This is a genomic window from Paraburkholderia sp. BL10I2N1 (assembly GCF_004361815.1).
In the GTDB taxonomy this organism is placed as follows: domain Bacteria; phylum Pseudomonadota; class Gammaproteobacteria; order Burkholderiales; family Burkholderiaceae; genus Paraburkholderia.
On the sequence record NZ_SNWA01000001.1, the window covers coordinates 4239111 to 4252936 of the forward strand.

The 13826-nt window shown below is 62.1% G+C and carries 10 protein-coding genes; 4 read left to right on the top strand and 6 right to left on the bottom strand.

All coding sequences use genetic code 11. The annotated features are described in order from the left end of the window. Window positions 1-100: 100 nt before the first annotated feature. Entirely contained in the window at window positions 101-1927 is a 1827-nt protein-coding gene (typA, locus tag B0G77_RS19810; protein WP_133663644.1) for a translational GTPase TypA, read from the bottom strand. A gap of 351 nt (window positions 1928-2278) precedes the next feature. On the opposite strand from typA, the gene B0G77_RS19815 reads away from it, so the two are divergent. Genes B0G77_RS19815 through B0G77_RS19830 form a run of 4 tightly spaced genes read left to right on the top strand, consistent with a single transcriptional unit; the run spans window position 2279 to window position 7231 of the window. Further along, the gene (locus B0G77_RS19815; protein WP_133663645.1) at window positions 2279-2794 is read left to right on the top strand and encodes a MarR family transcriptional regulator; all 516 of its coding nucleotides are present in this window, start codon (window positions 2279-2281) and stop codon (window positions 2792-2794) included. A gap of 52 nt (window positions 2795-2846) precedes the next feature. After that, a complete protein-coding gene (locus B0G77_RS19820) occupies window positions 2847-4346 on the top strand; it encodes an efflux transporter outer membrane subunit (RefSeq protein ID WP_133663646.1) in 1500 nt (499 codons plus the stop codon). A 53-nt stretch (window positions 4347-4399) separates the two neighbouring features. Then, entirely contained in the window at window positions 4400-5635 is a 1236-nt protein-coding gene (locus B0G77_RS19825; protein ID WP_133663647.1) for an HlyD family efflux transporter periplasmic adaptor subunit, read from the top strand. A gap of 36 nt (window positions 5636-5671) precedes the next feature. After that, the gene (locus B0G77_RS19830) at window positions 5672-7231 is read left to right on the top strand and encodes a DHA2 family efflux MFS transporter permease subunit (protein WP_133663648.1); all 1560 of its coding nucleotides are present in this window, start codon (window positions 5672-5674) and stop codon (window positions 7229-7231) included. Window positions 7232-7316: 85 nt separating this feature from the next. Here the strand turns inward: B0G77_RS19830 and truB are convergent, their stop codons facing one another. From truB to rimP, 5 genes are all read right to left on the bottom strand, one after another. Beyond that, a complete protein-coding gene (gene truB, locus B0G77_RS19835; protein WP_133663649.1) occupies window positions 7317-8249 on the bottom strand; it encodes a tRNA pseudouridine(55) synthase TruB in 933 nt (310 codons plus the stop codon). Window positions 8250-8287: 38 nt separating this feature from the next. Then, window positions 8288-8653: a 30S ribosome-binding factor RbfA gene (gene rbfA / locus B0G77_RS19840; protein ID WP_133663650.1), complete on the bottom strand. Its 366-nt coding sequence runs from the start codon at window positions 8651-8653 to the stop codon at window positions 8288-8290. 152 nt (window positions 8654-8805) lie between these two features. Next, complete coding sequence (gene infB / locus B0G77_RS19845; RefSeq protein WP_133663651.1) at window positions 8806-11709, bottom strand: translation initiation factor IF-2; 2904 nt, start codon at window positions 11707-11709, stop codon at window positions 8806-8808. A 93-nt stretch (window positions 11710-11802) separates the two neighbouring features. Beyond that, a complete protein-coding gene (gene nusA / locus B0G77_RS19850; protein ID WP_133663652.1) occupies window positions 11803-13278 on the bottom strand; it encodes a transcription termination factor NusA in 1476 nt (491 codons plus the stop codon). Continuing rightward, window positions 13275-13733 (bottom strand): ribosome maturation factor RimP, encoded by a 459-nt coding sequence (gene rimP, locus B0G77_RS19855; RefSeq protein ID WP_133663653.1) that lies wholly within the window; start codon window positions 13731-13733, stop codon window positions 13275-13277. Before rimP ends, nusA begins: the two co-directional genes overlap by 4 nt. Between the last annotated feature and the right edge of the window lie 93 nt (window positions 13734-13826).

Consider the following 13826-nt stretch of genomic DNA (forward strand, 5'->3'; position numbering starts at 1 on the left):
GTTTTGCAACGCACAAATGTCGATCCGGAAAAAGCAAAAGCCACCCGAAGGTGGCTTTTGCACATAGATTTATGTCTCTTCCAACCACCGGTTGCCCGGCTTAGTCGACCGCAGCTTCGCGGCTCGCGCGACGGCGCTCATGTTCCTTCAGATGGCGTTTGCGCAGACGGATCGACTGCGGCGTGACCTCGACCAGTTCGTCTTCGTCGATGAACTCGACTGCGTACTCGAGTGACATCTGGATTGCCGGCACGAGACGCACGGCTTCGTCGGTACCCGACGCGCGCACGTTGGTCAACTGCTTGCCCTTGATCGGGTTCACGACAAGGTCGTTGTCGCGGCTGTGAATGCCGATGATCATGCCTTCATACAGCGCGTCGCCCGGCTTCACAAACATACGGCCGCGATCCTGCAGCTTCCACAGCGCGTAGGCGACGGCGGCACCGTCGTCCTGCGAGATCAGCACGCCGTTGCGGCGCTCGCCGAGCGAGCCTTCCCTGACCGGTGCGTACTCGTCGAACACGTGGCTCATGAGACCCGTACCACGCGTGAGCGTCAGGAACTCGCCCTGGAAGCCGATCAGGCCACGCGCCGGAATACGGTACTCGAGACGCGTGCGACCACGGCCGTCCGATGCCATGTCGAGCATTTCGCCCTTGCGGCGACCCAGTTCTTCCATCACGCCGCCCTGGTGCCCGTCCTCGAGGTCGACCGTGAGCAGTTCGTACGGCTCGTGCTTCACACCATCGACTTCATGCAGCACCACGCGCGGACGCGACACGGCCATCTCGTAGCCTTCGCGGCGCATGTTTTCGATCAGGATGGTCAGGTGCAGTTCGCCGCGGCCCGACACCTCGAACACCGTTTCGTCGCCCGTGTCTTTCACGCGCAGCGCCACATTGTGATTCAGCTCCTTCATCAGACGGTCGCGGATCTGGCGGCTCGTCACGAACTTGCCTTCCTTGCCCGCGAGCGGCGACGAATTCACGAGGAAGTTCATCGTGAGCGTCGGCTCGTCGACAGTAATCATCGGCAGCGCTTCCGGCGCTTCCGGCGCACAGATTGTCGCGCCGATGCCGATTTCATCGATACCGTTGATCAGCACGATGTCGCCCGCTTCCGCCGATTCAACCTGAACGCGCTCCAGACCGTGGAACGACAGCACCTGGTTGATCTTGCGATTGATCGTTTCGCCTTCCGGACCAAAGCGCACCACAACCGGCTGTCCCGGCTTGATACGGCCACGGGCGATACGGCCAATGCCGATACGGCCGACGTACGTCGAATAGTCGAGCGACGTGATCTGCAGTTGCAGCGGGCCTTCCGGATCCGCCGGACGAACCGGCACGTGCTCGAGGATTGCCTCGAACAGCGGACGCATGTTGCCTTCGCGCACGCTCGGATCGAGGGCGGCGTAGCCGTTCAGACCCGATGCGTAGACAACCGGGAAGTCGAGCTGTTCTTCGGTGGCGCCGAGCTTGTCGAAGAGATCGAACGTCTGGTTGATCACCCAGTCGATCCGCGCGCCCGGACGGTCGACCTTGTTGACGACGACGATCGGCTTCAGACCGAGCGCGAGCGCCTTTTTGGTCACGAAGCGCGTTTGCGGCATCGGACCTTCAACCGCATCGACGAGCAGCAGCACCGAGTCGACCATCGACAGCACTCGCTCCACTTCACCACCGAAGTCGGCGTGGCCCGGAGTGTCGACGATGTTGATATGCGTGCCTTCGTATTCGACCGCGCAGTTCTTGGCGAGAATCGTAATGCCGCGCTCTTTTTCGATGTCGTTCGAGTCCATGACGCGCTCGGCGACCTGCTGGTTCTCGCGGAACGTGCCGGATTGGCGGAGCAGCTGGTCGACGAGTGTGGTCTTGCCGTGGTCGACGTGAGCAATAATTGCGATGTTGCGAAGGGCGCGGGTCATAGGAACCTGGAGACAGTGATGAGTGCGCCAGCTCGCTTCCTGAAACTGTCAACAAGCCCAAAGCGCACTTTTGGGAACCCAAAATTATAGCACGCCGAGATGAAAGTTTTGGACCTGTCAACTCGGAACACACCTAGGACCCCGTCCGCGCACCCTCTCCGGCCCGCACACGAACGCCCCATCCCGTTGCTCACCAAGCGCCTGGGCCTGCATCCCATTTTCAGGCAAGCGCCCAAAAGATATCCTTCTTGAGCGACAAAAGTTCCTTGCCTAAGCTGTAATAACGCTTGCCGCGTCAACTAACCGCACCTATAATCGTGCCTGGTCAACCATTGCTGTCGCACGAGAATTATGGCCAATCTGCCCTCCGCGCCGCCGCCCGATATTGCCGAATATCAGTTTGGCGAGAGCGTCGGCTACCTCCTTTCCCGCGTGAAATCGACGATGTCGAACATGGTCACGCAGCGCACAATGGCCGAACTGGGCATTACCAGTACGCAGGCCAGCATTCTGTTCATGGTCGCCAGCGGTAAATGTCTGCTGGCTGCCGAACTGGCGCGCGAATATGGCATCGACGCAAGCGCCGTGACGCGCCTGATCGATCGCCTGGAAAAGCGCGGCCTGCTAAGCCGCGTGCGCAGCAGCGAAGACCGCCGCGCCGTGCGGCTCGCCCTGACCCCGGAAGGTCTCGCGCTCGCGGCTCGCATGCCCGCCATCTTTAACGGCGTGATCGACAAACTGCTGGCGGGCTTCACCGCCGAAGAAGTCGGTTTCCTGAAAAGCATGCTGCGCCGCATCCTCGTCACGAGCGGCGATCAAACCGGGATGATCCGTGACATGGCAATCACTCCCGATAACAAATCGTAAGAATTTAGTTGCAGCGTCCATCATTACCTTCCACGCAAAGAAGAGTCGAGCGATGAAATCCCCTTCCCTGTCCGCGCCGGCGCTGTCGTGCCGGGCTGCTGTCGCCGCTGCGGTGGCAGCGCTCGCCTTCACGGGCTGCGCGAACTACCTCGGCATCAAGAGCGACAAGCAGATGGCAGCGCCGGCGCAGTTCGAATCGGCGCAGAGCCTCCCGGCGCAGGGCGGCCAGTGGCCATCGCTCAACTGGGCCAATCAGTTCGGCGACCCACAACTGCCCGCGCTGATCAACGAAGCAATTGACGGCAGCCCGTCGATCGCCCAGGCGCAGGCGCGTCTTGCGAAGGCCTCGTCGTATATCGAAAGCGCCCGCTCGAACCTGTATCCGAAGGTCGAGGGTAGCTATTCGTGGACGCGCGAACTGTATTCGGCGAATGCCCTCTTTCCGCCGCCGTACGGTGGCACCTGGTATAGCGAGAACAACGTGCTGGCGAGTGCGTCGTGGGACCTCGACCTCTGGGGCAAGAACCGCCAGCGTCTAGGCCAGGCCGTGTCGCAGGAAAAAGCGGCGGAAGCGGACGTGCAGCAGGCGCGCGTGACGCTCGCGTCGTCGGTTGCGAGCACGTACAACCAGCTGGCGCAACTCTATGCGTTGCGCGAGATTGCCCAACGCGAGATCGACAATCGCCAGGATATCAGCCGGATCACCAACGGCCGCGTCGCGGCGGGCCTCGACACCAATGTCGAGAAGCAGACCGCGAACGGCAACATCGCGACGAGCCAGGCCAACCTGACCGATCTCGACGGCCAGATCACAACGGTGCGTTACCAGCTCGGCGCGCTGCTCGGCAAGGGGCCGGATCGTGGGCTGCAGATAGCAAAGCCCGTTCTGAATCCGGGTGCGGTGGTCGTGCTGCCGGACAACGTGCCGGCCGATCTCGTGTCGCGCCGACCGGATATCGTGGCAGCACGCTGGCAGGTCGAAGCCGACACGCACGGCATCAAGGAAGCCAAGGCCGAGTTCTTTCCGGACGTCAACCTCGCGGCCGCGGCTGGCTTTGATGCGTTCGGCTGGGGCAAATTCCTGACCTCGTCGAGCCGTCAGATCCAGTTTGGCCCGGCGATCCATCTGCCGATCTTCGACGGTGGCGCATTGCGTTCGCAACTGAAGGGCCGTTACGCCGATTTCGACCTGGATGTGGCGAACTACAACCAGACGCTCATCACTGCGCTCGCCGACGTCGCAACGCAGATCTCGTCGATCCGCTCGATCGACAAACAGTCGGGCGATGCCCAGCGGGCGCTAGATGCATCGAGCAAAGCTTATGAGCTGGCCGTCATCCGCTACAAGGCGGGACTGTCGCCGCAATTGCAGGTGCTGAACGCCGACCAGAACCGCCTCGCCGCCGAACAGACGGTGACCAACCTGAAGATGAGGCGCCGCGACCTGCAGATCGGCCTCATCAAGGCGCTCGGCGGCGGCTTCGATGCGACGGCAACCGGGCTCGTAGTGCCAACCGACGCGCCGCCGTCATCGGCGCATGCGTCCAACTGAGCGAATGCCAATCCGGATAACCGACGAAGACTGAGAGAACACGGAGCACATCAATGAGCACCCCCCAACAGCCCGCCGCCAGCACGCAAACGGCAAACAGCGGCAAGCGCAAACGCATGATGACGCTGCTCGTCATCGTGATCCTGATTGCGGCGATTGCGTACGGCCTGTACTACTTCCTCGTCGCACGCTTCCATGAAGCAACCGATGACGCATATGTGAGCGGCAATGTCGTGCAGATCACGCCGCAGGTCACCGGCACGGTGATCGCCGTCAAAGCCGACGACACGCAGATCGTAAAGGCCGGCGATCCGCTCGTCCTGCTCGATCCGGCCGATTCGCGCGTCGCCCTCGAATCGGCGGAAGCGAATCTCGCGCAGGTGGTGCGCCAGGTGCGTGGCCTCTTCGCCGACGACAGCCAGTACCTCGCGCAGGTTGCGCAGCGTCAGTCGGATCTCTCACGCGCACAGGACGACCTGAAGCGCCGTATGACGGTCGCGCAGACCGGCGCCGTGTCGCAGGAAGAAATCTCGCATGCCCGCGACGCCGTCAAGAGTGCGCAGGCCGCTGTCGACGCCGCCCAGCAGCAGCTCGCCGCGAACCGTGCGTTGACCGCGAACACGACTATCGCCAACCATCCGAACGTGCAGGCAGCTGCCGCGAAGGTGCGCGACGCCTACCTCGCCAACGCGCGTAACACGCTGCCGGCGCCGGTTACGGGCTACGTGGCGAAGCGTTCGGTGCAGGTTGGCCAGCGCGTCTCGCCGGGTACGCCGCTAATGGCGATCGTGCCGCTGGAGGCTGTGTGGGTCGACGCGAACTTCAAGGAAGTCCAGCTGAAACATATGCGTATCGGTCAGCCGGTCCAGTTGACTGCGGACGTGTACGGCTCGAGCGTCAAGTACAACGGCAAGGTGATCGGCTTCTCGGCCGGCACGGGCTCGGCGTTCTCGCTGCTGCCTGCGCAAAACGCGACGGGCAACTGGATCAAGGTCGTCCAGCGTCTGCCGGTGCGTATCGCCCTTGATCCGAAGGAACTTGAAACACATCCGCTGCGGATCGGCCTGTCAATGCAGGCTGACGTGAACATCAAGGACGGCAGCGGTGGTGAACTCGGCAATGCGCCGAACACGGTCTATGAGACCAACGTGTTCGACAGGTACGGCGACGAAGCCGACGCCGAAATCGCCCGCATCATTGCAGCCAACGCCGGCCCCAACGGCGGCCAGTATAGCGGCGCGCAAAAGGCAGCGGATCGCGCCGCAAAGGGCGCGGCGAAGCTGATGTAAGCCGCTCCGCTGGCATCGCACCATAAGAAGACTTCCATGGCTCAGGCTCAAGCGCCGCACCCGCCGCTCGAGGGTGCGCAACTGGTCATCGGGACGATTGCCGTCTCGCTGGCGGTTTTTATGAACGTGCTGGACACGTCGATTGCGAACGTATCGATCCCGTCCATATCCGGCGATCTCGGGGTGTCGTCCGACCAGGGCACGTGGGTGATCACGTCGTTCGCGGTCGCGAACGCGATCTCCGTGCCGCTGACCGGCTGGCTGACGGACCGCATCGGCCAGGTGCGGCTCTTCATGGCGTCGATTGTTCTCTTCGTCATCTCGTCGTGGATGTGCGGTCTCGCGCCGACGCTGCCGTTCCTGCTCGCGTCACGCGTGCTGCAGGGCGCGGTGGCCGGTCCGATGATTCCGCTGTCGCAGACGCTGCTGCTCGCCAGCTACCCGCGTGCGAAAGCGCCCATGGCATTGTCGATGTGGGCCATGACGACGCTGATCGCGCCGGTTGCCGGGCCGATTCTCGGCGGCTGGATCTCGGACAATATTTCGTGGCCGTGGATCTTCTACGTCAACATTCCGGTCGGCATCGTGGCCGCCGCCGCGACGTGGGCGATCTTCCGCAACCGCGATTCGGCAGTCAAAAAGGCGCCCATCGACGGCATCGGTCTCGCGCTGCTGATTATCTGGGTCGGTTCGCTCCAGATCATGCTCGATAAAGGCAAGGACCTCGACTGGTTCTCATCGACGACGGTTGTCGTACTGGCGCTCGTCGCGGTGATCGCCCTCGCCTTCTTCATCGTGTGGGAATTGACGGCCGAGCATCCTGTCGTCGACCTGTCGCTGTTCGCGCGGCGTAATTTCACGGGCGGGACGGTCGCGCTGTCGATCGGCTACGGGCTCTATTTCGGCAACCTCGTCCTGCTGCCGCTGTGGCTGCAGACCGACATCGGGTACACCGCTACCGACGCCGGCCTTGTCATGGCGCCCGTCGGTCTGTTCGCGGTCCTGCTGTCGCCGTTGACCGGCAAGTATCTGCCCCGCACCGATCCACGTTATATCGCGACGGCGTCGTTTCTCGTCTTTGCGCTGTGTTTCTGGATGCGCTCGCGCTATACGACGGGCGTCGACACATTCTCCTTGCTGATGCCGACGTTGATCCAGGGCATCGGCATGGCAGGCTTCTTTATTCCGCTCGTGTCAATCACGCTGTCGGGGCTGCCAGGCAACAGGATTCCGGCGGCGTCGGGGCTATCGAATTTCGTGCGGATCATGTGCGGCGGTATCGGCACATCGATCTTCCAGACGGCGTGGGATCACCGCACGATCCTGCATCACGCGCAACTGACGGAGCAGGCGAACGCTTATAACCCTGTGTTCGATCATTCGATGCAGCAGATGGGTGCGGCGGGCTACAGCCAGCCGCAGGCGCTCGGGCTCTTCAACAACATGGTGTCGCAGCAGGCTGCGCAACTGGGCGTGAACGATCTGTTCTTCGTGTCGGCCGGCATCTTCGTTGTGCTGATCGGGTTGATCTGGATCACGAGGCCAGAGCGAGCCGGCGCAGGCGACGCGAGCGCAGCGGCTTCGGCAGCACACTAGGTTCGTTGTTCGGCGCAGGCCGGGTCGGGTAATCAAAGGCGGACCCGCAATCATTCGGGTCCGCCTTTTTTACCACTCAGGTATTTCAGCTCGAAGCGGTAACGACGAGCCTTTCCGGCGCCAACACACCTTCCGCCGCTTTCGCGACACCAAGGAGCCGGCCTTCACCGTAGACGCGAACACGCGGCGCCTGTGTCACCGCATCGTCGATGGAAAGATCAGCGAGACGCAAACGCTGGCCGTGCAAAAAGCGCCGCGTGGATTCTGTGTCGAGTTCCACAGACGGAAAAGTCGACAGGAGCGCATCGACCGGCTGCAACCAAGCGTCCCGCTCGCTCTCGCCCGCGTCCGACAGCGCATCGAGCGTCACTGCGTGTTCGAGCGTCAGCGCGCCTACTCCGGTGCGCCGCAACGTCACCAGATGCGCGCCACAACCCAGCGCTTCGCCGATGTCCTCAGCTAGCGTACGCACATACGTGCCCTTGCTGCAGGTCACACGAAACGTGACATCCGGCAAAGCACAGGCAAGCAGATCGAGCCCGTGAATCGTGACGTTCCGCCCTTCCCGCTCGACCACCTGACCCGCGCGCGCATACTCGTACAGCGGTTTGCCGTCGCGTTTGAGTGCGGAATACATCGGCGGAACCTGAACGATTTCTCCGCGGAACCGGCTCAGCGCCTGTTCGACAGCGGACTGATCGCATGCCACATCGCGCGTTTGCACGGCTTCGCCTTCGGCGTCGCCCGTCGTGGTACGGACACCGAGGCGCATCGTCGCCTCGTAGGTCTTGTCGGCTTCGAGCAGGTCCTGGGAAAACTTCGTAGCCTCGCCGAAGCACAGCGGCAAGAGACCTGACGCAAGCGGATCAAGCGTGCCCGTGTGGCCCGCCTTCTTCGCCAGATAGAGACGCTTCGCGCGAATCAGCGCGTCGTTGCTCGACAGGCCGACTGGCTTGTCGAGCAGCAATACGCCATCCAGCGCGCGACGCGGTATTCGTGGGCGTTGAGGTGCAGTCATATCAATGAGGCAAACGCAGTGTGGTCAAAGACGCGAAGTCAGTCTTCTTTCGCGCGCGTGGCGTTCGCTTCATCGATCAGACGCGACATCTCGACAGCCTGCTCGATCGTCTTGTCGTAGTGGAAATGCAGCGTCGGCACCGTATGGATATGCAAACGCTTGAAAAGCTGATTATGCAGGTGGCCGGCCGCGTGATTGAGCGCGTCCCGCGTCTGATGTGGGTCGCCCGTCAATGTCGTAAAAAAGACTTTCGCGTGGGCGTAGTCCGGCGTCAGCTCGACACTCTGGATTGTGACGAGCCCGATGCGCGGGTCTTTGACTTCGCGCAGCAGTTCAGACAGATCGCGCTGGATCTGATCGGCAATCTGCACGTTGCGATTGGGAGAAGTACGTTTTTTCGGCATAGTGAATCCGTGATTCGTTTTGTCGGCGGGTTCGCGTTCGTGCGGCGGACTTGTGCCGCAGCGAGACGAACGCCGACGCCACGCGCCGACACAAAAAGCAAAGGGCGGATCCGGGCAAGCGCCCGCTCCGCCCTTTGAGCGTTGCGCCAGAATTACAGCGTACGCGCGACTTCCGTCACTTCGAACACTTCGAACTGGTCGCCTTCGACGATGTCGTTGAAGTTCTTGATCGACATACCGCACTCGAAGCCCTGACGCACTTCCTTGACGTCGTCCTTGAAGCGCTTCAGCGAGTCGAGTTCGCCGGTGTGGATCACGACGTTGTTGCGCAGCACGCGCACCGACGACGTCCGCTTGACCACGCCGTCCGTGACCATACAGCCGGCCACTGCGCCAATCTTCGGCACCTTGAAGACCTGGCGAACTTCGACCATACCGGTCACCACTTCGCGCTTCTCTGGCGCCAGCATGCCCGACATCGCGGCCTTCACTTCATCCACTGCGTCATAGATGATGTTGTAGTAGCGGATATCGATGCCATTGGATTCCGCGAGCTTGCGCGCCTGCGCATCCGCACGCGTGTTGAAGCCAATGATGACCGCCTTCGAAGCCGTCGCCAGGTTGACGTCGGATTCGCTGATGCCACCCACGGCGCTATGCACGATCTGCACGCGGACTTCGTCGGTCGACAGCTTGAGGAGCGACTGCACCAGCGCTTCCTGCGAGCCCTGCACGTCGGCCTTGACGATAAGCGGCAGGTACTGCACTTCGCCTTCTCCCATCTGTTCGAGCATGGTTTCGAGCTTCGCTGCCTGCTGCTTCGCCAGCTTGACGTCGCGGAACTTGCCTTGACGGAACAATGCGACTTCACGCGCCTTGCGCTCGTCCGGCATGACGATGACTTCTTCGCCAGCCGCCGGGACTTCCGACAGACCCTGGATTTCAACCGGGATCGACGGCCCTGCCGACCTGGTCGGCTTGCCCGTTTCGTCGAGCATAGCGCGCACGCGGCCGTAGGCACTGCCTGCGAGAACGACGTCGCCGCGATTGAGCGAACCCGACTGGACAAGGATCGTTGCGACCGGACCCTTACCCTTGTCGAGCTTCGCTTCGATCACGAGCCCCTTGGCCGGAGCTTCGACCGGTGCCTTCAGTTCCAGCACTTCGGCCTGAAGCAACACGTTTTCGAGCAGATCGTCGATACCTGCGCCGGTCTTCGCCGACACGGACACGAACGGCGAATCGCCACCGTATTCTTCCGGCACGACGCCTTCGGCGACGAGTTCCTGCTTCACGCGTTCTGGATTCGCATCCGGCTTGTCGATCTTGTTGATCGCGACGACGAGCGGCACGCCGCCTGCCTTCGCGTGGGCAATCGCTTCCTTCGTCTGCGGCATCACACCGTCGTCGGCGGCGACTACCAGAATCACGATGTCCGTTGCCTTCGCACCGCGGGCACGCATAGCCGTAAAGGCCTCGTGACCCGGCGTGTCGAGGAACGTGATGACGCCGCGCGGCGTTTCAACGTGATACGCACCGATGTGCTGCGTAATCCCGCCCGCTTCACCCGCCGCCACCTTCGCGCGACGGATGTAGTCCAGCAGCGAGGTCTTGCCGTGGTCGACGTGACCCATAACGGTGACGACCGGCGGACGCGGCAGCGCTTCTGCGTCAGAGATCTCGCCTTCGACCAGCATCGCTTCCGGATCGTCCAGCTTCGCGGCAACCGCGTGATGACCCAGTTCCTCGACGATGATCATCGCCGTTTCCTGGTCCAGCATCTGGTTGATCGTGACCATCTGGCCAAGCTTCATCATCACCTTGATGACTTCCGAAGCCTTCACTGACATCTTATGCGCGAGATCCGCAACAGTGATAGTTTCCGGTACGTGTACTTCGCGCACGATTGGCTCGATCGGAGCCTGGAACGTGGTGCTCTGATCCTGGTGCTTGCCGCGACCCTTCGGGCCACCGCGCCAGCCGCGATCGACGCCGCCGCTCGAATCGCCGCGCGTCTTGATGCCGCGGCGCTTCGCTGCATCGTCCTGCCAGCCGCCCTTGCCGCCGCCCGGCTTCTTCTTGTCGCCGGCAGAGGAAGGCGCCGGTGTCGCAGCCGGTGCCGCAACAGCAGGCTTCTTTGCGGCCGGCCGGGCCGTCGTTTCGCCTGCCGGACGCGCCGGCTTGTGCAGCGTGCCCTTGGCTTCCGCAGCCTTGGCCGGCTCTGCAGCGGGTTTCGGTGCCGGTTCCGGCGCCTTCGCCTGCGCCTTGCGCGGCGTGTTCATCATCTCGCGGATCGCGCGCGCTTCGGCTTCTGCCGCTGCCCGACGCTTGCTGACTTCTTCTTGCTCGGCACGCGTCTTTTCGGCTGCCTGGCGAGCGGCGTCTTCAGCCTTCTTCGCCGCTTCGCGTTGCGCCGCGCGTTCTGCTGCAGCGCGTTCGTCGTCCTGCTCGGCTGAGCGCTCAGCCTGCACGGCCTGTTCGGCTTCAGCTCGCGCAGCCGCTTCGGCGAGTACCGCGGCACGCTTTTTCGCCGTCTCTTCTTCCGCGCGACGACGCTCCGCCTCGGCCGCCTGTTCGCGAGCCTGGCGCTCTGCCTCTTCGCGCTCGAGCTGTTCCTGACGAGCTTTCAACTCCTGAGCCTGCTTCTCGAGCAGCTCGGCTTCGTGGCGAGCTTCTTCCTCGCGACGCTGGAGTTCGAGATCATCCGTCTCGTCGGCCACATTGTTCGATGCCTCACCGCCTTGTTCGGCCGCTTCGTCACGGCGGACGAAGGTGCGCTTCTTGCGCACTTCGACCTGAATGGTGCGAGCCTTGCCCGTCGCGTCGGACTGCTTGATCTCCGACGTGTGCCGCTTCGTCAGCGTGATCTTGCGCTTGTCGGCATCCGTCGAACCGTGCGACTTGCGCAAGTGGTCAAGCAGACGCGCCTTGTCCGTTTCGGACAAGGTATCGTCTTCGCTCGCTTTTGTGACGCCCGCCGCCTGCAGCTGTTCGAGCAGCACGCCGGCAGGCATTTTCAGTTCCGCGGCAAATTGGGCTACGTTGTTACTCGCCATTCATTCCTCTTAATGCAAGGACCGATTCCTTGCGGTTAGCATCTGTCATGCGGCCTGAGGGCCGCTTTCAATTTAGTGCGCCATGGTCATTTCTCACTGGAACCAGTGTTCACGTGCTTTCATAATCAACGCCTTGGCGGCATCCTCTTCCATTCCGGTCATTTCGACCAGCTCATCCACTGCCAGCTCGGCGAGTTCATCGCGCGTCTGGATCTGATGTTCGGCCAGCTTCGCGAGCAGGTCTGCATCCATTCCGTCGAGGCTCTTCAGGTCGAGCGCTACATTCTCGACCTTTTCCTCGTTTGCAATCGCCTGCGTCAGCAGTGCATCGCGCGCGCGGTTGCGCAGCTCGTGAACGGTGTCTTCGTCGAACGCCTCGATCTCAAGCATCTCGTTGAGCGGTACATAAGCGATCTCTTCGAGGCTCGTGAAACCTTCGTCGATCAGGATGTCAGCGACTTCTTCGTCGACATCGAGACGCGCCATGAACAGGTCGCGCAGTACGCTGCGTTCCTGATTCTGCTTCTGCGCAGATTCGTCCGGCGTCATGATGTTGATCTGCCAGCCGGTGAGTTCGCTGGCAAGACGCACGTTCTGGCCACTGCGGCCGATTGCGACCGCCAGTTCGTTTTCGTCGACGACGACGTCCATCGAATGCTTCTCTTCATCGACGACGATCGACTGGACGGCTGCCGGCGCGAGCGCGCCGATCACAAACTGGGCGGGATCTTCCGACCATAGCACGATGTCGACGTTTTCGCCACCGAGCTCGTTACGGACAGCCTGCACACGCGAGCCGCGGATACCAACGCAGGTGCCGATCGGATCGATGCGCTTGTCGTACGCGACGACGCCGATTTTCGCCCGCACGCCGGGATCGCGCGCAGCCGCCTTGATCTCCAGCAGGCCCTGCTCGATTTCCGGCACTTCCATTTCGAAGAGCTTCATCAGAAATTCGGGCGCCGTGCGGGACAGCTCGATCTGCGGGCCGCGAGCCGTGCGATCGACCTTCGCGATATAGGCGCGCACACGGTCGCCCACACGCAGGTTTTCCTTCGGAATCAGCTGATCGCGGCGCAACAGCGCTTCGACACGTCCCGATTCGACGATGAAGTTACCCTTATCGAGGCGCTTGACCGAGCCGGTCATGATGCTTTCGCCGCGTTCCAGGAAGTCGTTCAGGATCTGCTCGCGCTCGGCGTCGCGCACCTTCTGCAGGATCACCTGCTTGGCGGCCTGCGCGCCGATACGGCCGAATTCGATCGACGGCACCGGCTCTTCAAGGAAATCGTCGACCTGCGCGTCGGCCTTCTGCTCGCGCGCTTCAAACAGCAGGATTTCCTGATCCGGCTCCTGCAATCCCGCTTCGTCCGGCACTACCCGCCAGCGGCGAAAGGTTTCGTGCTCACCGCTTTCACGGTCGATATGGACGCGGATGTCCGCATCTTCTTCGAAGAGTTTCTTGGAGGCCGAAGCGAGCGCCGCCTCAAGGGCGGCAAAAACCACGTCCTTGTCAACGTTCTTCTCGCGTGCCAGCGCATCCACCAGCATCAACACTTCGCGACTCATTGTTTGCGGCTCCTAAAGTCAACTTTGGGGACGAGGCGTGCCTTATCGATGTCCGCTACAGTAAAATCGAGCATCGCGGCGCCTTCCTTCCCTTCGAATTCCAGACCGATCGTTTCGCCCTCGGGGGCATGCAGGATGCCCCGGTACGATTTCCGTCCGTCCAATGGCTTTTTCAAGGTGATAACCACTTCGCTGCCCGCGAAGCGTTCGAAGTCCGCCAGTTTTTTCAGCGGACGGTCGAGACCGGGCGACGAGACTTCAAGCCGCTCGTAGTCAATGTTTTCGACCGTCAAAACGTGCTGGAGCTGACGCGTGACCTTTTCGCAGTCTTCAATCGCGATGCCGGCCGGCTGGTCGATATACACGCACAGCATGCCGCGCCCGGTGCGCTCGAGATCGACGAGCTCGTAGCCAAGGCCCACGACCGTGGTTTCAATCAGTTCCGTCAGTTGCACAGTGCCCTCTAAGATGTTCGCGCAGCGAGCCTGCCGGGTTGCCAACGAACACCTGCGGGCCGAGCGCCAAGCCGGCGCACGTTCGTGCTACCC